The organism is Bifidobacterium saimiriisciurei (assembly GCF_010667655.1).
Lineage (GTDB): Bacteria > Actinomycetota > Actinomycetes > Actinomycetales > Bifidobacteriaceae > Galliscardovia > Galliscardovia saimiriisciurei.
In genome coordinates, this window is sequence record NZ_WHZU01000013.1 from 22,476 (window position 1) to 43,196 (window position 20,721).

Genomic DNA, 20,721 nt, shown 5'->3' on the forward strand with positions numbered 1-20,721 from the left:
AAATGTGTGATGGTTCACATTCCATCGACGTCATCCTTGCGGGCATGGAAACAGCGCATGCGACCGGATGCGCAAAGAGGCCCGCCGGGCGAACCCGACGGGCCTCTCCGAAGGAGGGAAATGATACGTTGCTATTCCTTCTTGAATGCGGTGACCGCACGCTGGAGGACAACGAAGATGAGGATCATCACGCCGACCACGATCTGCACGGCCTCGGCGGGGACGCCGAAGTCGGTGGTAAGCGGCTCGAGGATGGAGCGGACCAGGGCGCCGAGCACGGAGCCGAGCACGTAGCCGAAGCCGCCGGTGATGATCGTGCCGCCGATGACGACGGAGGCGACGGCGTCGAGCTCCCAGCCCACACCCACCGTGTTCTTGGCGGAACCGATGTTGGCGGTGTAGACGATGGAGGCCAGGGCGGCAAGCGTGGCGGACGTCAGGTAGATGATGTACTGCGTGCGCTTGACGGGCAGACCCATGAGCTCGGCGGAGGAGCGGGAGCCGCCGATGGCGTAGATCGTGCGGCCGGTGCGGGTGTGGTGCAGCAGGATGTAGCCGAACACGACCACGACCAGGGCGATGATCACACCGAGGTTGATGCTCAGATCGTTCGAGATCTTCGGGTTGTCGATGATCTTCCAGCCTTCGCCGCCGATCCATGCGAAGCTGTTGTTCTCCGGCATGGTCAGGGAGTCGGTGGAGATGATGGAGGCGATGCCTCGGGCGAGGAACATGGTCGACAGCGTCGCGATGAACGGCTGCATGTTGAATTCCTCGATGAGCACGCCGGCCAGCAGGCCGAACGCCGCGCCGATGAGCAGCATGATGATGAGGACCAGCGGGGCGGGGGTGCCGCCGTTGAGCATCTTCATGCCGACGACTGCGGTGATGGCCACGATGGCGCCGACCGAAAGGTCGATGCCGCCGGTGAGGATCGGCAGGGTCATGGCGACCGCGAGGATGATCAGGTAGGCGTGGTCGATGAACAGCGAGGAGATGAAGCCGAGCCTGAAGTAGGTGCCGAACAGCACCTGACCCATGATCAGCATCAGGATGAAGATCACCACGGCGGCGATCGTCGGAATCATCTGGGCGTCGAACTTGCCGCCCTTGGCCTTCTTGGCCTTTGGAGTCACTGCTGCGGAACTCATGCTGCCACCGCCTTCTGAGAATCCTTGAGCGCGCGCTTGCGCTTCAATTCGGCGCTCAAGTTGTGAACCTTCGGAGCCTGCATCACACAGATGATGATGACCACGGCGGCGAAGAAGGCCGGGGTTGCGGCCGAATCGACACCGAGGGTGATGATGGTCTTGCGGATCATCGCGATGATGACGGCGCCGAGGGCGCTGCCCGCGAGGGAGAACTTGCCGCCGAGCAGCGAGGTTCCACCGATGACGACCGCGAGGATTGCGTACATTTCAAGATCCTGACCGGTCTTGACCACGTCGACTCGCATCACGGATGCGGTGGCGAACAGGCCGGCGATGGCGGCGAGCACGCCGGAGATCGCGTAGACGAGGAAGAGGATCTTGCGGGGGTTGATGCCGGTCATGCGGCTGGCTTCCTGGTTGATGCCGACGGACTCGATCATCATGCCCATGGCGGTCTTGCGGGCGACGGCTCCGACCGCAAGGACGATGACGAGGGCGATGACGAAGTTGGCAGGAATGCCGAGGATGAAGCCGTTGGCCATCCAGCGCAGCGGCTCGCCGCCGGCGACCTGGGAGGCGTCGGTGTTCTCGCCGGAGGTGATGACCTTGGCGACGCCTCGACCGGCGAGCATCATGATCAGGGTGGTGATGAACGGCTGGAGGCCGAGGATGGAGACCAGCACGCCGTTGATGGAGCCGATGACCAGACCGATGAGCAGGGCCACGAGGATGGCGACCCACACGTTGGCGCCGTTGGTCAGCAGCTGCATGGCGGTGGCGCCGGCGACTGCCATCACGGAGCCGACGGACAGATCGATGCCGGCGGTGGAGATGACGAGCGTCATGCCGGTGGCGATCATCAGGTATCGCGCGGATTCCTGCAGCATGGTGATGAGCGGGCCCGCGAGACCACCGGTGTTCTTGTTCCACGTGAGGCTGAGGAACTGGTGGTCGACGATGGTGCAGATGATGATCAGCGCGATCAGTGCGACGACCGACCAGGTCAGGTTGTTGCCGAGGAGCTTGGCGACGACGTTGTTCTTGTCGTCCTTCTTCTCTGCTGCTGCCATCTCACGCCTCCTTTCCGGAATTTGCGATCGTCTCGACGATGGTGGCCTGCGAGACGGTGTCGTCGTTTACGATGTCTGCGATCTTCTTGTGGTCCTTGAGCACGGTGATGGTGTCGGAGAGTCGGACCACCTCTTCGAGCTCGGAGGAGATGAAGACCACGCCCATGCCCTCGGCCGCGAGCTCGAGGACCTTCTGCTGGATTTCGGCCTTGGCGCCGATGTCGATGCCTCGGGTCGGTTCATCGAGGATGAGCAGCTTCGGATGGATGGCCAGCCATCGGGCGATCAGCACCTTCTGCTGGTTGCCGCCGGAGAGGTTCTTGATGAGCTTGTTCGGATCCGGCGGGCGGACGTTGAGCTCCTTCATGTACTTGTCGACGATCTCGTCCGCTTCCTTCTTCGGAATCGGGTTGAACATGCCGCGGATGGCCTGCAGGGCGATGAGCATGTTCTGGCGGACGGTCAGGTCGGCGACGATGCCTTCGTCTCGACGGTTCTCGGTGGAGTAGGCGATGCCGTTCTTCAGCGCGACGTACGGGCTGTCGATGGTGACCTTCTTGCCGTCGAGCAGGTAATCGCCGTGGTCGGGCTTGTCGGCGCCGAACATCAGGCGGCCGAGTTCCGTACGGCCGGAGCCGAGCAGACCGGCGAAGCCGACGACCTCGCCCGCGTACACGTCCTGGTCGGTGGGCTCGATCTGGCCCCTGCGGCCGAGCTGCTTGATGGTGACGACGGGCTTCTCGCCGGGCTTGATCTCACGACGGGCCTTCTTGGCGCCGATCTGGCTCAGCTCGGCGGCGGACTTGCCGATCATCATGCCGATGAGCTCGTCGCGCGGGGTCTCCTTGGTCATGACCTCCTTGATGAACTGGCCGTTGCGCAGGATGGTCAGACGGTCGGTGATCTCGTAGATCTGGTCGAGGAAGTGGGAGACGAAGAGGATGGCGACGCCGGAGTCGCGCACCTTGCGCATGATGGCGAACAGGTCCTGGACCTCGTTGGCGTCGAGGGAGGAGGTCGGCTCGTCGAGGATGAGCACCTTGGCGTCGATGACCATGGCGCGGGCGATGGCGACGAGCTGCTGCATGGCGATGGAGATGGAGCTCAGCGGGGCGCGGGGATCGAGGTGCTCGAGACCCATCTTGGCGAGGTGCTTGCGCGCCTCGGCGTGGGTCTTCTTCCAGTCGATGCCGAAGGGGCCGCGCTTCTCGTGACCGAGCATCACGTTCTCGCCGATGGAGAGGTTGGTGCAGAGGTTGACTTCCTGGTACACGGTGGCGATGCCGGCATTCTGGGCGTCGAGGGTGCCGTTGAGCTGCGTGGGCTTGCCATCGACCGTGATGGAGCCGGCGTCGATCTTGTACACACCGGTGAGCGCCTTGATCATCGTGGACTTGCCGGCGCCGTTCTCACCCATGAGAGCGTGGACCTCACCCGGGAAGAGGCGAAGGTTGACACCGTCCAGAGCCTTGACACCAGGGAATTCGATCGTGATGCCCTTCATCACGACGATTGGTTGCTTATCTGTCATGTCTTTGCCTTACGAAAGGGAATGTTATCGTTTTGTGACATTTTGCCCAAACATGGTGAACGGTGTATCGCAGACCATTCTGCTGATACACCGTTCACTGCGTTACTGCTTGGTTGTACTCGTCAGAGTGCGCAATCAGTACTTGCGCTCGCCGGAGTCGAGGGCCTTCTTGGCGGCTGCCGCGTCGAAGGTCTTGGACTCGATCTGGATGTCGGCCTTGGGGGTCTTGCCGTCCAGCTTGTCCTTCACGGCCTGGGCGGTCTCCTTGCCGAAGATCGGGTTGTACTCGATGACGTAGTCGAGATCGCCGGAGACGACGGCCTTCAGAGCGGCCTCGGTGCCGTCGATGGTCACGATCTTGACCTTGCCCTTCAGACCCGCGGCGTCGACGGCCTGGGCGGCGCCGATGCCCATCTCGTCGTTCTGGGCGAAGATGAACTGCGGGTTCTGGGACTTGTACTTGTCGAGCAGACCGGCGGTCACGGTCTTGGCCTCATCGGTGGACCAGTTGGCGGACTGGGACTCGAGGACCTTGATGTTGGAGGCGACCTTGTTGTCCCAACCAGTGCCGCGGTCCTTCACCACGGACAGGCCGGCGGGGCCTTCGAGGATGAAGCCGTTGGCGCCGTTCGGGAAGTCCTTGGCGATGCGTTCGGCGGCCTGTTCGCCGGCCCACTCGTTGGAAGGTCCGATGTGGGAGACGATGGCCTTCTTGGCCTCGGCATCCTTGACCTCGACGTTACGATCGACCGTGAAGACAGGAATCTCGGCCTCGGCGGCCTTCTTCAGGGAGTCATCCCAGCCGGAATCCTCGGTGGAGGACAGGATGATGGCATCCACTTCGTCGTTGACGAACTTGTTGAACGCCTGGATCTGCTTCTGCTGATCGTTGTTCTGCGTCGGAGAGTAGACGAGGTTGAAGCCGGCGTCCTTGAACGCCTGCTTGATGTCGTTCTCGTTCGCGGTACGGAAGCCACCCTCGGGGCCGACGGCGACGAAGCCGACGGTCTTCTGGCCGCTGTCGCTCTTGCTGTCACCGGCGCTGCCACCGCATGCGGCGAGGCCGACGAGAGTGGAAGCTGCGACGACTGCCGCCAGACCCGACTTGATTGCTTTCTTCATATAACTCCTCCTTGAGTAAGACAACAGCACATTCTGTCGTCTAACAGATGGTGTTCATCTGTTGATGTCTATAACCATATGTGGAAGTGAGCGCTCACTCAACATCATCCGATAACAAAACGGTAACAGTGCCGTTATGAACGGGCATTTAGGTCTTTTTGTTCGACAAACGCATGCGATTGTTTGATTTTGCCGTATTTTTTGTCGCTTATTGTGCGTTTTATGATGTGAGAGCACGACACGCCAAACGGCGAAACCACCCGATTCCCTCAATCAATCACACGTCAGGATCTCACTCGCCGCTCGCTATGGCCGACGTCTGCAGGTCGAGCACGCGCCACGAGGAGGACAGCGATCCTCGCGCATAGCGGACGTTGCCGGAGTCGTCCAGGGCGATGAGGCTCTGGGTCTGGTTGATTTGCGCGGAAGTGACCGCGACGGTGCCATTGGGCAACGTCTGCGTTTCCTCGGGTCCAGGCGCGGACTGCTGGTGGCCGCTGGGCGAATCGGCGACGGAATACACGATGGTCGTGTCGTTGTAGAAGGTCACCGCGTTGATGCCCGCGACATGCGAGAGCACGACGTAATGGGGACTGATTCCCACGGCCGTTCCATCCGAGTCCCTTCGTATGCCGGTCATGACCAGTTCGGACGAGTCCCCGTCCTCCACGGCGGCCACGATTCTCGAACCTTCGGGCGATATTGCCATGGCGCGGACCCGCTCCCCCGACCACGGCGTGGGCAGTTCGGCGACGCGCTCGATATTGCCCGCGTCGCCGACGAACAGGGTCCGCCCACCGGACGGGACCATCCATACCTCTCGATCGAGCCCGGTGGTTATCCACGTGGCGTCGACGCCGGCGAACATGATGCCGCAGGACCTGACCGACGAGTCAATGCATTCCACGTTCCCGTCGGCGCGCAGCACCGCTCCCCCGCCCCGTGACGAGAAGACCAGCGCGCGGGCGTTCACCGCGCCGTCGGTCTCGCCGACCTTGACGAGGTTCTGCGAGGTTATGGAGACCAGAGACTTGTTGGCCAGGGTGTAAAGGTGCCGGTTCGGCTGTTCGACCGCAAGGGTGACATGGGAATCGGCGTCGGAGAGATCCAGTCCGGAGTCATCGACGATGTGCAGGTCGTAGTCGTCGTTGCCGTCGCCGAGGGTGAGACGGATCTGCCGCACCAGCATGGAGCGGTCCCCCGACGGCAGCGTGGCGGCGGCGTTGGAAAGCTTCACGTCGATCCTGCCTCCGGTGGAGGGGACCGAGTCCATGGAGAGCGTCACCTTGCCTGCGGACACCGATCGCACGGCGTTGCCCATCCACGGGGCGGCGCCGTCGAGCAGTTCGCGCACGGCGAGCGTCCGCCACTGCCGCCAGCCGAACCACCGGGTGTCGGGCACCAAGGTGTTGCCGGAATTGGACAGCTGGTAGAGCTGCACCTGGCGGAAGACCTGCTGGAAGTCCGACTCCCCGATGAATATCCCGTCGGGAAGCTTGTCGATGCGCCACTGACCGTCGACGCTGCGTACGGTGAAGGCCTCGCTGACCGTTCCGCTGTTGCCGGCGACGGAGTAGATACCGTGGGAGTTCACCTGCCCGACATTACTGAACGACATGTTGACCTGTATTGTGTCCTTCGAACCGGCGGCCTCTTCCGCCGCCGCTCCTGCGGTCTGGATACTCGGTTCGCCGGTATAGATGCCGACCTTGGCGTCCGGCTTCCACTTCGCCGCCGCCTCGGCGGTCAGGAACTGACGGGCGACCTTGAATCCATCGGTCTGGGGGCCGGCCGGCAGGGATGATATGAAGCCCCTCACTATCTCCTCGGCGGTGGCGTCGGCCTGGGGCCCCTGGGGATCGATGAACACACGGTGCTCCCCCTTGGAGACCTGGGCCATGCGCTGCACCGGGCCGCTGGTGGGAAGGCCCAGCGTCAGGGAGCATGCGGACAGGGAAAGCGTCATGCCGGCGGCGCATGCCACGGCCATGGCACGTCGTCCAAGGCACAGGGCCTTGGGGCTGTGGAATCCGTCATGCCTCGTCATTGTTCACCCTCCTCGCGTTCCGCGCCGTTCCTGACGGTTTCGCCGGGAAGGAATCGTCCCAGGATATTCAGGGAGGCCGCGTCGGCGAATCGTACCGGATAGTCGTCCGAATCCACCCTCGCTCCGGAATCGAGCGGGATGTTGAGCAGGAACCACGTGCCCTTGCCCGGCATGGAGCGAACCGACAGATCGCCATGGTGAAGTCTGGCGTCCTGAAGCGCGATGGACAGGCCGAGGCCCGTGCCGCCGGTGATGCGGGAGCGTGAGGTGTCGGCGCGCCAGAACCTGTCGAAGATGTGTTCGAGATCCATCGCCGCGATGCCGGTGCCGAAGTCGCGCACGCTGACCGTCGCGGCCTTGTCGTTCGCTGCCATATGCACTTCCACGGGCAGGTCCTCGGCGAAGTCGACGGCGTTGCCGAGCAGGTTGCGTAGGATACGCTCGATACGCCGCGCATCGATGTCGGCGAATATCGGCTTCTGCGGCATACAGGCCTCGATGACCACGCCCTTGGCCTTGGCGATGTCCTCCACGTCTCGGATGGCCTCGCGCACCGGCATGCGGAGGTCGGCCGACACCAGGTCGGCCGAAGCGGAGCCGGCGTCGTAGCGCGAAATCTCCAACAGGTCGGCGAGCATGGACTGGAATCGCCCCGTCTGGTCGCTGAGCAGCTCGACCGTACGGGCGGTGGTCGGGTCGAAATCCGCCTTGCGTGATTCAAGCAGGTCGGCCGCCATGCGAATCGTGGTGACCGGCGTACGCAGTTCATGGCTGACGTCGGATACGAATCTACGCTGCATGGAGCTGATGTTCTCCAGCTCCTCGATGGTGTCGTTCAGGGAGTCGGCCATCTCGTTGAACGACCGCTGCAGCACCCCGATCTCGTCGTTGCGGTTCACATCGACTCGGGCGGAGCGATTGCCCTCGGACAGGTATTCGGCGGCAACCGCCACCGATTCCACGGGACGGATGATGCCTCGCAGCACGCGCCATATCAGTATGCCGATCGCCACGCTCAGCACCAGCACGGAGCTCAGCAGCGTGATCTGGATGCTCATGACCGACCGCTGTTGCGCCTCGTAGGAGTATGCGGCGAACAGGCTTATCTGATTGCCGTCGGGCATGGTGAGCGATGAGCCGAGAATCGCCCCGGGAAGGTCCGAGTCATCGTCACGGCTATAGCCGACGGGTTGGTAGAAGATGCTGCCCTCATTGGACTGGTTGACCTGGTTGCGCATGGATTCGGAGATCAGCGACAGGTACTGCGGGTCGGTGGAGACGGGGATGATGGAGTCCGAGTTGCCGGCTTCGCCGACAAGGTACACCCCCAGCAGATTCGAGCTGCCCTCGCTTTGCAGGGTCGATGCCAGGTCGGTGATCAGATGCTGGTAGTCACTGCGCGCGGAGACGTCGGAGGAGTCGAGGTTCGTCTGGGCCCGCTGCACCGATTCGGTGAAATCCCGCTGGGCCTGCTCCGACGCCTGGTTGAGCAGCGACGAACGCACGGAGAATATGGATACCGTGGAGAACACGCATGCGACGACGAGGGACAGCAGCACGGTGGATACGATGACCCGGCGCTGCAGCGAGCGCCGGACCGACGACCGCATCCTGCGGAAGAGCCACAGGAACGGATTGCCTTTCCCGACCAATGTCTTGATGCCGAATCTCATGTGGGCTCCGACCGTGGGGCTCGTTCGCTAGTGCGTCTGTTGGGTCGGAGGGACGAACTTGTATCCGATGCCGCGGACGGTCTGGATGATCTCCGGGCTTTCCGGGTTGTCCTCGACCTTCTGGCGCAGTCGCTGGACGTGGACGTTGACGAGGCGGGCGTCGCCGGAGTTCTGGTATCCCCAGACCTTTTCGAGCAGGTCGCTGCGGGAGAGCACGTCGCCGCTGTTGGCCGCGAGCACGAACAGCAGTTCGAATTCCATGGGGGTGAGGTTCAGGTCGGAGCCGGACTTGGTGGCGGTGTGTTCCGCGCGGTTGATGACGATGCCGCCTTCGCTGACGACCTGCGCGTGCTCGTGTGTCTCGTCGCGCGACTGGCGCGCCGGCGTCGCCACGCGCAGTCTGGCCTTGATGCGCGCCACGAGTTCAGCGACCTTGAACGGCTTGGCGACGTAGTCGTCGGCGCCGGCCTCGAGGCCGGATACCACGTCGCGGGTGTCGGATTTCGCGGTGAGCATGATGATGGGTACCTGTGAGGTGGTGCGGATCTCCTTGGCCACCTCCACGCCGTCGAGGCCGGGGAGCATGACGTCGAGCAGGATCAGGTCGGGGTCGATGGTGGGGAACATCTCGACGGCGCGCAGTCCGTCGTAGCAGACCACGGTGGCGAAGCCTTCCGATTCGAGGACGATGGAGAGCATCTCCCCCAGTGCCTGATCGTCATCCACGATCAATATGGTCGTTTTCGACTCCAATTCGAACCTCCTTCGGACGTACCGCCACTTCGCAAATCATCAATGATGATACCACCGGCCCTTCGATGCGGACGACGGGCCCGTTCGCGCCGAAGAACCTCTTCGTACGCATCCTATTCGTCGTCGCCGTGCAGGATGCGGCGGATGCGTTCGAGGCGGGGGCCGATCTCATGCTCGTATCCGCGGTCGTTGGGGTGATAGTATTCACGGCCGACCAGCTCGTCGGGCATGTACTGCTGGGCCGCGACGGCGCCGGGGGCGTCATGTGCGTACTGGTATCCCTCGTGGTTGCCCCACTGCTTCATGAGTTTGGTGGGTGCGTTGCGCAGGTGCAGCGGCACCTGGCCGATGAGTCCGGAGTCGACGTCGGCGAGCGCGGCGTTGATGGCGTTGTAGCTGGCGTTGGATTTGGGGGCGGTGGCGACGGCGATGACGGCTTCGGAGAGGATGATGCGGGCTTCGGGCATGCCGATCATGGCGACGGCCTGGGCTGCGGCGACGGTGGTCTGCAGGATTTGGGGGGCGGCCATGCCGACTTCTTCGGCGGAGGCGATCATGATGCGGCGGGCGATGAATCGTGGGTCTTCGCCGGCGCGGAGCATGCGGGCGAGGTAGTGGAGGGCGGCGTCGACGTCGGATCCGCGCATGGATTTGATGAATGCGCTGGCGACGTCGTAGTGGTCGTCGCCGTTTTTGTCGTAGCGGACGGTGGCGGTGTCCATGACCTGGGAGACGACGTCGGGGGTGATGATGGGGCGGCGTGTGCCTTTTTTTCGTTGTTTGTCGCCGGTGAGTGCGCCGGCTGCGGCTTCGAGGATGGTGAGGGTCTTGCGTGCGTCACCGCCTGCCATGCGGATGATTTCGTCGATGGCGGGGTCGGTGGCTTTGATTTCGTCGGCGAGTCCTCGTTTGTCGTGCAGGGCTCGGGTGATGAGGGTTTTCAGGTCGTCGGGGTCGAGTGGTTCGAGTTTGACGACGACGGAGCGTGACAGCAGTGGTGAGATGACGGAGAAGCTGGGGTTTTCGGTGGTGGCGCCGATGAAGGTGACGTCGCGGTTTTCGACGCTGGGCAGGAGCGCGTCCTGCTGTGATTTGGAGAAGCGGTGGACCTCGTCGATGAAGAGCACGGTTTCCCTGCCTTGGGTGATGAGGTTCTCGTGGGCGCGGCGCAGTACGTCGCGTACGTCTTTGACGCCGGATGTGACGGCGGAGAGTTCTTCGAAGATGCGGCCTGATTGGTGGGCGACGATGGTGGCGATGGTGGTTTTGCCTACGCCGGGTGGTCCGAAGAGGATGATGGAGCTGGGGGCGGTGAGCGATCCTCGGCTGGCGGGTGAGGCGAGGCGGCGCAGGGGCGAGCCTTCGGTGAGGATGTGGCGTTGTCCGACGACGTCGTCGAGTGTGGCGGGGCGCATGCGGACGGCGAGCGGGCGGGTGACTTCCTCGGGGGCGTCGGCGGAGCTGAAGAGATCTTCTGGCATATCGTATAGTGTAGCCCACTGGTTCGAACACCTGTTCGAACCAGTGGGCTTTCGGATGGGGATTGCGTGCGGTGGATCAGTCGAGTTCTTCGACGGGGCCGACGTGGTAGTCGTCGAAGACGACTTCGGCGCTGTCCTGGGTAGCGTCGAGGTCGATGGTGCCGGCGATGGCCCAGTCGTGGTCGCCGTCGGAGTCGTCGATGATCTGGCGGACCTTCCATTGGTGTTCGCTGCGTTCGGCGCCGGTGTCGAGGATGAAGTAGTCGAGGGAGCGCGCTTCGGCGTCCACGTTGATGTATTCGTGGTCGTCGTAGTAGTCGTCGAGGGCGTCCTCCCAGTCGCGCAGTCCCATGCCCCAGTCGGCGTCGAGGTCGGCGAGGGTCTTGCTGTCCTCGCGGTCCATGAGCTCGATGCGGTGGAAGAGCGCGTTGCGTACGAGCACGGTGAGGCCTCTCCTGTCGTGCACGACCTCGTCGGCCTGGGTAGGCGGGGCCACGGCCGAGGCGTCGGTGGAATCGGCGCCGGCGTTCTCCCATTCGTCCACGAGGCTGGAGTCGATGCCGCGTACGACGACGCGCAGCCATGCGATGATGTCGTCGAGCCGTTCGTCGCATTTTTCCTCGGGGACGGTGCGTTCGAGCACGCGGTAGGCGTCGGACAGGTAGCGCAGCAGGGTGCCTTCGGAGCGGGCGATGTTGTATCGGGCGATGTATCCGGTGAAGTCGGATGCCGTCTCGATCATGTCGCGCAGCACGGATTTGGGGCTGAGCCAGTAGTCGTTGGCCCAGGGCACGTCCTTGCGGTATTCGTCGAACGCGGCGTCGAGCATGTCTTCGAGCGGCTTGGGGTAGGTGATGTCCTGCAGCCGGTCCATGCGCTCGTCGTAGTCGATGCCGTCGGCCTTCATGTCGGCGAGCGCCTGGTCTCGGGCCTGTCGTTCCTGGGCGCGCAGTACCTGGCGTGGGTCCTCGAGGGTGGATTCGACCATGGAGATGACGTCGAGGGCGTAGGTGTCGGATTCCGGGTCGAGCAGTTCGAGTGCGGCGAGGAGGAACGGGCTGAGGGGCTGGTCGAGGGCGAAGTCGTCGGGCAGGTCGACGGTGGTGAGGTATTCGTCGGTGCCGTCGGGTGCGGTTTCGTGTTCGATGACCTGGGTGTCGATGAGGGTGCCGAAGATCTCGTCGGCGCGTTCGTGCAGTTTCTCCTTCTGCTTGGGGCTTTGCGCGGAGTCGTCGATGAGGTTGTTGACGCGGGTTCTGGCGTCGCCTCCCTGTTCGACTTCGGCGAGCACCATGGAGTGGGTGATGCGCATGTGGGGCGTGAGCGTTTCGGGCGGCTGGTCGATGAGTTTGTCGAGGGTGGCGTTGTTCCAGGTGACGAAGCCTTCCTGGGGTTTCTTGCGTTTGATCTTCTTGAGTTTCTTCGGGTCGTTGCCGGCTTTGGCGAGGGCGCGCGCGTTTTCGATCTCGTATTCGGGGGCTTCGGCGATGACGAGGCCTTCGGTGTCGAATCCGGAGCGGCCGGCGCGGCCGGCGATCTGGTGGAATTCGCGGGCCTTGAGGCGTCGCATGCGGGTGCCGTCGAATTTGGTGAGTTGGGTGAGGATGACGGTGTGGATGGGTACGTTGATGCCGACGCCGAGGGTGTCGGTGCCGCAGATGATGGGCAGGAGGCCCTGCTGGGCGAGTTGTTCGACGAGGCGGCGGTATCGGGGCAGCATGCCGGCGTGGTGGACGCCGATGCCGGTGCGCAGCAGTCGTTGGAGGATCTTGCCGAAGGCGGTGGTGAATTTGGTGCCGGCGATGGCGTCCTTGATGCGGTCGCGCTGTTCCTTGGTGGTGACGCCGGCGTTGGAGAGGGCCTGGGCGGTCTCCAACGCGGCGTCCTGGGAGAAGTGCACGACGTATACGGGGGACTCGCCCTTGCTCATGGTGCGTTCGACGGTGGCGGCCAGCGGGGTGTCGACGTATTCGTAGCTGAGCGGGATGGGGCGTTTGGCGTCGTCTACGATGGCGACGTCGCCGTTGGTGTGTTCTTCGAGCGTGTCGGCGATGCCGGTGACGTCGCCGAGGGTGGCGCTCATGAGCAGGAACTGGGTGTGCGGCAGGGTGAGCAGGGGCACCTGCCATGCCCAGCCGCGTTCGGGGTCGCCGTAGTAGTGGAATTCGTCCATGGCGACGCAGCCGATGTCGGCGCGGGGTCCTTCGCGCAGCGCCTGGTTGGCGAGGATCTCGGCGGTGCAGCAGATCACCGGCGCATCGGTGTTGATGTGGGTGTCGCCGGTGATCATGCCGACGTTGTCGCGGCCGAGCGTGGCGACGAGGTCGAAGAACTTCTCCGATACGAGGGCCTTGATGGGGGCGGTGTAGTAGGAGCGTCGGCCGGTGCACAGGGCGGCGTAGTGCATGCCCAGTGCGACCAGCGACTTTCCGGAGCCCGTCGGGGTGGACAGGATCACGTGGTCGCCGGCGAGCAGGGAGAGGATGGCCTCCTCCTGATGCGGCCATGGTTCGATGCCGCGCGAGGCGACCCAGTCGAAGAAACGGTCGTAGATGTCATCTGCGCTCAGATTGCGGTCGTCGTCGCCGTAGCCCGGAATCAGCGCTTCCAAGGTTCCTTGTTCCACGGGCTCCAAGTGTAGCGTGTGGTGGGGGCCGTGCCGGACGGCCCCGCCGGTGTTCGCCGATGCCGTGTTCAGGATTCGAGGCGGCGGCGCGCCTCGTCGAAGTCGAAGTCGGCCCCGGGCCAGGAGAGCTCCATGCTTTTCAGGGTGACGCGCAGGAGTTCGGAGACGACGGCCCTGGAGTACCAGCGGTTGTCGGCGGGCACGATGTACCAGGGGGCGTAGTCGGTGCTCGTGTTCTCGAACACGTCCTGCCATGCGGCCATGTAGTCGTCCCATCGGTCGCGCGCCTCGAGGTCGGAGACGTCGAACTTCCAGTATTTCGTCGGGTCGTCGAGTCGTTCGAGGAACTGCTTGCGCTGGGCTTCGCGGGAGACGACGAGGAAGATCTTGACGACCGCGCATCCGTCGGCGACGAGCTCCTTCTCGAATCGTCGGATGACGTCGTAGCGGCGTCTCCAGGCGTCCTCCTCCATGGACTGGTATACGTTCGGCATGACGACGTCCTCGTAATGGGAGCGGTCGAAGATGGACATCCATCCGTTGGCGGGCAGTTCGCGGCGGATGCGCCAGAGAAAGTCGTGGGAGGCCTCCTCGTCGGTGGGCCGTCCGAAGCCGTGGTAGTGGATGCCCATGGGGTTGACCTGACGGAACACGTGCCGTACAATGCCGCCTTTGCCGGAGGCGTCCATGCCCTGCAGCACGATGAGCAGCCGTCGGTTGCTGCCGTGCGCGCCGTTGGCGTAGAGCAGTTCCTGGTAGCGTGCGATCTCGATGGCGCTCAGGGCGATGAACCGTTCGCCCTCGTCGCGGGTGGCGTGGAATCCCGGGGTGGATGGGCCCTTGACGTCGGCGAGGTCGGTGACGCCCTGTCCGAAACGGAGCCTGGACGACGGATGCTTGCTCCATACCGAGCTGAGCCGTTCGGATGTCTCGCTTGCCAGCTCCAATCGCCTTTGCAGGGACTTGCGGCGTTTGATGGCCTTGTCGAGGCCTCGGCTGGAATCGGATGCGCTTTTCAGTGTGCTGCTGATGTATCGGGTGTCGCCCATGGCTGCCTCCTCCGCGTTGAGTTGGTGGACACCACTGTAGTCCCCTTTCAGCCCCGGCCGCGTGATTTCATGTGGTCGATGAGCGTCTGCGCGTATGGCACGTGGGTGTCGGCGTACCCGGTGCCGTCGAGGAACGCCGTATAGCCGTCGCCCCCGGTGAGCAGGAACGTGTTGCCGGCCACGACGATCCGGTCGTCGTCGGCGACCGGCCGGCCGTTCACGACGAGGTGTTCGACCGTCGGCGCGTCGGCGCCGTTGAATCGGACATCGTATCGCACGTTCGAGGATATGCCGAGATGCCCGTTGCGCCATGCGCCGTCCCTGCGATGCCATTGCTGGGCGATGACGCGTCTCATCTGCTTGCCGGTGAGTGTCGTCACCGCGTTGTCGAACTGCAGGGCCATCATGTCCTTCGCCTCGCGCACGGTGACGAATCCGTCGCCGTCGAGGTCGAGCGCCCGGGTGCGCAGACTGCCGGGGTTGACGAACCCCACCGATGCCCCGGCTCCCGCGACGGTGCGTCTCGCGCCGTCGAGCGCGGCGTCGGCGATCAGCGTTTCCAGACCGTCCCGTCCTTTGGGCGTGGTCTTGTCGTAGGGTTCGTCGACGGAGGAGACCACGATGTCGCCGCCGCGCCGCGCCGCCGCGTCCGCCCGTCTGACGATGGCGTCCACGCGTTCAAGCGACGTGTTGGTCGTGCGTGCGGCGTTGATGACCCGGGCCGGGTCCCCATCCCCTGCGGACATGCCGACGACCGGCGTGCCGAAGGCGTCGTTGACCGTGACCCTGGCGTCCCTGCCGCCGCCCGCGACGAGCAGGTCCTGCACGGCGACCTGGCGTCCGAAGGATCCGGCTTCGACGATGGGGGCTCCCGAACGGGTGTGCCGGCCGGTCTTCACCGCGTGGGTGTGGCCGGCGTAGACCAGGTCGACGTTGGCGTCGAGGCTCTTCGGGGAGCGGGCGATGACGTCGGCGTCCTCGTGGATGAGCGCGACGACGGCGTCGGCCTCGCCGTTGCGCTCGTCGCCGTCGGAGAGCCGGTCGGCCACACGGTTGACCTGCTCGAGGGCCTTGCCGTCCATGCGTACGTCGTTCATTATGCTTCGCGAGAGCACAGAGCCGAGGCCGTCCGTCACGGCGCCGACGAAGGCGATGCGTTTGCCGTTGACGATGCGTATCGTGTAGTCATGCAGGCGGGAGAATTCGCCGGCCTTGTGGATGTTCGCCGCCAGCCAGTCGAGATGGTTCTTCGGCGCCGATATCCGCTCGCCGAAGTCGTTCACGCCCCGGTCGAGCTCATGGTTGCCCATGGCGGATACGCCCAGTCCCCATGCCCGCGCCATGGCGAGGGTGGGCTCGTCCTTCTGCGAGCCGGATTCGTAGGGCGATCCGCCCACGAGGTCGCCCGCGGAGACCAACACGGTGTTGCCGGGGTTGTATTCCTCGGCCTTTTCGAACCGTTCGCCGACCCATCGTCCGTTTTCGATGTGGCCGTGGAAGTCGGTGATGGCCGCGATGGTGATCTTGCGTTCGTCCTCCGCCGCGCTCGTGGTCCGTGAGGCCGCGGCACCGGCGAGGAAGGATACGGCGGCGAGAACCGTGACGGCTCTCGCCAGCCAGGACAGGGTGCTTTTCGACAGGATGCTTTTCTCGGTGCTGCTCTCGAATCCCACGCCTGCCACGGTATCGGGGCAAGGTTGACGAGTTTGGTTACGCAATCGGATTCGAGGCTACGGCATGGTGAATTCTTGCAGTCAGTCTCAGTGGTTGCGGATGGCGTTGCGCAGGGGCAGGACGCTGGCGGGCGGGACGGACAGTTCGTCGAGACCGAGGCGCAGGAACGTGTCGGTCAGGCTCAGGTCCGCGCCGAGTTCGCCGCAGATGCCGCACCAGATGTTGTGGCGGTGCGCGGCCTCGACGGCCATGCGGATCATGCGCAGCACGGCGGGCGAGTGCGGGTCGGCGAAGCGAGCGAGGTTCGGGTTCTGCCGGTCGCAGGCCAGCGTGTACTGGGTCAGGTCGTTGGTGCCGATGGAGAAGAAGTCGACCTCGGCGGCCAGTTCGTCGGCCATGATCACCGAGGCGGGCGTCTCGATCATGATGCCGACCTGGATGCGCTCGTCGAAGTCGACGTGCCCGCCGCGCAGCTCGTCCTTGACCTCGTCGAGGATCTTCTTGGCGTCGCGCACCTCCTGGACGGAGGTTATCATGGGCAGCATGATGGCGATGTTGCCGTACGCGGAGGCGCGCAGCAGGGCGCGCAGCTGGACCTTGAAGATCTCCGGCCGGGTCAGGCAGATGCGAATGGCACGGTAGCCGAGGGCGGGATTGTCCTCATGCTCGAGGTTGAAGTAGCCGACCTGCTTGTCCGCGCCGATGTCGAGCGTGCGGATCACGACGAGCCGGTCGCCCATCTTCTGCGCGACTTCCCTGTAGGCCTCGAACTGGAATTCCTCGGTCGGCCAGTCCTCGCTCTCCAGGTACAGGAACTCGCTGCGGAACAGGCCGATGCCCTCGGCGTCGTTGGCCAATACGGCGGCCACGTCCGAGGGGCGACCGATGTTGGCGTACAGACGCACCTGCTGGCCGCTCTTGGTCTCGGTGGGCTTGCCCTTGAGCTCCTGCAGGAGGCGCAGGTGCTCCTCGAACTGGGCCTTCCTGCCCTGGTATTCGGCGAGGGTCTTCTCATCCGGGTCCACGAACACCAGGCCGCTGGTGCCGTCGATCACGGCGGTACGGCCGTCGTCGGCCGGGTCGAAGGCGTCGCCGATGCCGATGATGGCGGGCAGGCCCATCGTGCGGGCCAGGATCGCGGTGTGCGAGTTCGCGGAACCCCTGGCGGTCACGAAGCCCAAAACCTTGGACCGGTCGAGCTGCACGGTCTCGCTGGGGGCCAAGTCCTCGGCGAGGATGATGCGGCTATCGCCGCCTGTGTCTGCCGCGGTGCCGCCGCGCCGTCCTTCGAGCACGTTGATCACGCGGCGGGAAACATCCTTGACGTCGGCGGCGCGCGCCTGCATGTACGAGTTGTCCATTGCTGCGAACATGGCGGCGAACTGTTCGGCGGTGCTGTTGACCGCGAACTCGGCGTTCACCTTGCTCGATGTGATCAGGTCCTCGATGCTCTCCACGTAGTCCGGATCCTGGAGCATGAGCCGGTGGGTGTCGAACAATTCCGCCTTGCCCTCGCCGAACTCGGCCGCGGTTCTGTCGCGTAATTGCTTCAATTGGGCGACGGCCGCGTCACGGGCCGACCGGAAGCGCTCCACCTCGGACTGCGGGTCGTCGGGCGAACGGCGTTCCACGGCATGGCCGGCGGTATCGGGCACGTGAATCACGCCGATGGCGATGCCGGCGGACACGCCGACGCCTCGTATCATTCCCATCATGCCCCTCCCCTATGCCACGGCCCGGCACAGCGATGCGATGCCGCCGGACAGGGGCCTTGCCGCCACGTCATGCCACCCCGTCTCGCGCAGCATCGCCATGACGCCATGTCGGCCCGGCCATTGGGCGATGGATGCGTTGAGATACCGGTAGGCGTCGGCGCCGCCGCCGATCAGGCCCCCCAGAAGCGGCAGCATCACGGTCGAGTAGCGCGTGTAGACCGCACGCCACAGGAGATCGTCCGGCATGTCGAAGTCAAGGACGACGATGCGGCCGCCGGGACGGCATACGCGTCGCATCTGCGCGAGCGCGACCTCAGGATACGGCATGTTTCTCAGTCCGTAGGAGACGGTCACGGCGTCGAACTCCCCGTCGGCGAACGGCAGCCGCATGGCGTCGGCGGCGACGTAACGCACTTCCCCGCGTCGAATGCCATGCCGGTTCACACGGGACCCATCGGTTTCACGTCGGCAAGCCACGGCGAGCATGCCGTCGGCGATGTCGCAGCCGATGACGTCGGCGCCGCGGTTCGCGAGCGCGCGGGAGGATGCTCCGGTTCCGCAGGCGACGTCGAGGATGTGCAGGCCGGCGAGGGAGCCGCCGCGGGTGGTTTCCAGCGCACGGACCGCGGCGCGTCGCCATAGCCGGTCCTGTCCCATCGAGGCGAGATCGTTGACGAGGTCGTAGCGTTCGGCGATTGTGGAGAACATGGCGTTCTGCCGCCGTGTGCTCTTGCGGGTGTCCGTGTCCATGTGCCCACGATACCGCGTGTCGCGGATGCGGCCGGTGCGCGGCGTATTCGCTCGCGGGAGGGCTGTTCTTCGGTCGGATGCCGCGGTCGGATATGGGAAAGGCCTCCGCGCGGTTCGTCGCGCGGAGGCCTTCACGGCCGTCGGTTCTTCACCGTCTGGCCGTCATCGATGGTGACGGGGGTCAGATCTTCGTCTTGCCGCCGATGTCGTTGTGCCCCTTGCCGATGTCGTTGCCGTGCTTGAAGGAGGCGGCGCCGAAGCGGTGGTGGTCGCCGGAGAAGCTCTTCTTGGATTCCGGATGGCCGTCCGTCTTCCTTTCGGTTTTGCCGGCCTTCTTCTCGTCGGGCTTCTGGTCGCGGTTGTCGGGATGCGTCTCGTCGTAGCCCTGCTCGTAGCGGGTGCGTCGCCAGTTGTGGATGGACGCGTTCGTGCCGCGGTGGTGCACGTGGTATTTGCGTGGGGTGCCGCCGAGCGGCAGCTCCTTGACCTCCTGGGCCACGGCGATCTGGTTGACGTTGGACGGGTCCATCACGGCGATGGGCGCGACGGGCTCGGTGTCGACGGGTGCGGCGGTGCGCTGCTGCATGTGTTCGGGCAGCCATTCGGCGAGCCTGGACAGCAGCCAGCAGGCGAAGAAGTAGACCACGCCGGCCACGACGAGCGTCTGGAGGATGTTGAAGTACATCGATCCGAGTCGGCGGGACTCCTGCAGCAGGTCGGTGTACATGATGATGGATCCGAGGGCGGTGTCCTTGAGCACGACGACCAGCTGGGTGACGGCGGCGGGCAGCATGGCGTTGATGGCCTGCGGCACCTCGATCTGCATGAGCGACTCGGTGCGGGTCAGGCCCAGTGCGAGTGCGGCCTCGCGCTGTCCGCCGGGCAGGTTGCCCACGCCGGAGCGCACGAGCTCGGCGACGACGGAGCCGTTGTAGAGCACGAGCGCCAGGACGACGGCCCAGTAGGAGGGCTCGCCCATGCCGGCGAAGGCGAACCAGCGCCAGAAGAAGATCATGAGCAGCAGCACGGGCACGGCTCGGCAGAACTCGACGACGACCGACGAGACGCCGCGCACGATGATGCTGGGCAGCAGTCGTCCGATGCCGAAGAGCAGGCCGAAGAGCACGGAGCCGACGACGGCGAGCACGGACGCCTTGATGGTCATCCACAGGCCGGGCAGGTAGAAGTCGGTCCACGCCTCCTTTTCGAGCGCGGGCTTCCACAGCTCCCAGCTGAGCTGGTTCTCGCCGTCCGGCGGGTTGTGCAGGCGCATGAGGATGAGCGCGAGGACGACGATGAAGCATGCGGCCGCGACCCAGTTGATGACGGCGATGCGGCGGCGGCCCTTGGGACCGGGCTGGTCGAACAGGACCGATGAGGATGTGTTGTTCATTGCCGGGTCACCTTCTTACCGCGAGCTTGTTGGACAGGTATGTGGTCAGCATGCCGATGGGGATGATGAGGACCACGTAGCCGAACGCGAAGATCAGGAAGATCGAGACGATCACGTCGGGGTGGTATTCGATCATCTGGCTCATCAGCGACGAGGTCTCCGTTGCCACGGATGCGGCGGCCGCGACGGTGGAGTTCTTCAGCAATGCGATGAACGTGTTGCCCAGTGGCGCCACGGAGCCGCGGAAGGCCTGCGGCAGGATGATCTCGGTGGCCGACTGCATGAAGCCCAGTCCGAGGGCGCGCGCCGCCTCGGCCTGGCCGAGCGGCACCGTGTTGATGCCGCTTCGCAGCGACTCGCACACGAACGCGGCCGTGTACAGGCTCAGGCCGGTGACGGCGAGCCAGAAGAAGTTCGTGGCGAACGTGTCGGAGAAGGTGAGCTTGAGCTGGGCGTAGGCGCCGAGCACCATGAACACCATGATGATGGTCAGCGGCATGTTCTTGAAGAACTCGACGTAGCCTCCGGCGACGGCGCGCATGGAGCCGATGGGCGAGATGCGCATCATCACGAGGATGACGCCGAGGATGAGCGAGAACAGCGCCGACCACAGGGTCAGCTCGATGTTGACGAGGAACGCGGCGGGGATGTCGTATTCGGAGAACAGGCTGATGAAGCTTTCCATG

The 20,721-nt window shown here is 64.5% G+C and carries 15 protein-coding genes; all 15 read right to left on the bottom strand.

Features of this window, described 5'->3' with window-relative positions; genetic code table 11:
• Positions 1-131 precede the first annotated feature (131 nt).
• The 15 genes from GFD18_RS08195 to GFD18_RS08265 all read right to left on the bottom strand — a co-directional run bounded on the left by GFD18_RS08195 (position 132) and on the right by GFD18_RS08265 (position 20,720).
• The gene (locus GFD18_RS08195) at positions 132-1,151 is read right to left on the bottom strand and encodes an ABC transporter permease (protein ID WP_163199436.1); all 1,020 of its coding nucleotides are present in this window, start codon (positions 1,149-1,151) and stop codon (positions 132-134) included.
• The gene (locus GFD18_RS08200) at positions 1,148-2,221 is read right to left on the bottom strand and encodes an ABC transporter permease (RefSeq protein WP_163199434.1); all 1,074 of its coding nucleotides are present in this window, start codon (positions 2,219-2,221) and stop codon (positions 1,148-1,150) included. Before GFD18_RS08200 ends, GFD18_RS08195 begins: the two co-directional genes overlap by 4 nt.
• A gap of 1 nt (position 2,222) precedes the next feature.
• Positions 2,223-3,752, bottom strand: coding sequence for a sugar ABC transporter ATP-binding protein (locus GFD18_RS08205; protein ID WP_163199432.1), 1,530 nt, complete (start codon positions 3,750-3,752; stop codon positions 2,223-2,225).
• Positions 3,753-3,887: 135 nt separating this feature from the next.
• Positions 3,888-4,874, bottom strand: a complete 987-nt coding sequence (locus GFD18_RS08210) for a substrate-binding domain-containing protein (protein ID WP_163199430.1) — start codon at positions 4,872-4,874, stop codon at positions 3,888-3,890.
• Between the two features lie 292 nt (positions 4,875-5,166).
• A complete protein-coding gene (locus GFD18_RS08215) occupies positions 5,167-6,921 on the bottom strand; it encodes an LpqB family beta-propeller domain-containing protein (RefSeq protein WP_163199428.1) in 1,755 nt (584 codons plus the stop codon).
• Positions 6,918-8,594 carry an MtrAB system histidine kinase MtrB gene (gene mtrB, locus GFD18_RS08220; RefSeq protein ID WP_163199426.1) on the bottom strand — a complete coding sequence of 559 codons (1,677 nt, stop codon included), beginning with the start codon at positions 8,592-8,594 and terminating at the stop codon, positions 6,918-6,920. Before mtrB ends, GFD18_RS08215 begins: the two co-directional genes overlap by 4 nt.
• 27 nt (positions 8,595-8,621) lie before the next feature.
• Positions 8,622-9,347 (bottom strand): MtrAB system response regulator MtrA, encoded by a 726-nt coding sequence (mtrA, locus tag GFD18_RS08225; RefSeq protein ID WP_191997364.1) that lies wholly within the window; start codon positions 9,345-9,347, stop codon positions 8,622-8,624.
• 113 nt (positions 9,348-9,460) lie between these two features.
• The gene (locus GFD18_RS08230; RefSeq protein ID WP_163199424.1) at positions 9,461-10,828 is read right to left on the bottom strand and encodes a replication-associated recombination protein A; all 1,368 of its coding nucleotides are present in this window, start codon (positions 10,826-10,828) and stop codon (positions 9,461-9,463) included.
• A gap of 76 nt (positions 10,829-10,904) precedes the next feature.
• Positions 10,905-13,454, bottom strand: a complete 2,550-nt coding sequence (locus tag GFD18_RS08235; RefSeq protein WP_318644527.1) for a DEAD/DEAH box helicase — start codon at positions 13,452-13,454, stop codon at positions 10,905-10,907.
• Positions 13,455-13,522: 68 nt separating this feature from the next.
• Positions 13,523-14,503, bottom strand: coding sequence for a PPK2 family polyphosphate kinase (locus GFD18_RS08240; RefSeq protein WP_163199420.1), 981 nt, complete (start codon positions 14,501-14,503; stop codon positions 13,523-13,525).
• 47 nt (positions 14,504-14,550) lie between these two features.
• A complete protein-coding gene (locus GFD18_RS08245; protein ID WP_163199418.1) occupies positions 14,551-16,176 on the bottom strand; it encodes a bifunctional metallophosphatase/5'-nucleotidase in 1,626 nt (541 codons plus the stop codon).
• An 87-nt stretch (positions 16,177-16,263) separates the two neighbouring features.
• Complete coding sequence (gene ptsP / locus GFD18_RS08250) at positions 16,264-17,889, bottom strand: phosphoenolpyruvate--protein phosphotransferase (RefSeq protein WP_163199416.1); 1,626 nt, start codon at positions 17,887-17,889, stop codon at positions 16,264-16,266.
• 12 nt (positions 17,890-17,901) lie between these two features.
• Positions 17,902-18,642, bottom strand: a complete 741-nt coding sequence (locus GFD18_RS08255) for a ubiquinone/menaquinone biosynthesis methyltransferase (protein ID WP_163199414.1) — start codon at positions 18,640-18,642, stop codon at positions 17,902-17,904.
• 181 nt (positions 18,643-18,823) lie between these two features.
• Complete coding sequence (locus GFD18_RS08260) at positions 18,824-20,035, bottom strand: amino acid ABC transporter permease (protein ID WP_163199412.1); 1,212 nt, start codon at positions 20,033-20,035, stop codon at positions 18,824-18,826.
• 7 nt (positions 20,036-20,042) lie between these two features.
• Positions 20,043-20,720, bottom strand: coding sequence for an amino acid ABC transporter permease (locus GFD18_RS08265; protein WP_163199410.1), 678 nt, complete (start codon positions 20,718-20,720; stop codon positions 20,043-20,045).
• Position 20,721 lies beyond the last annotated feature (1 nt).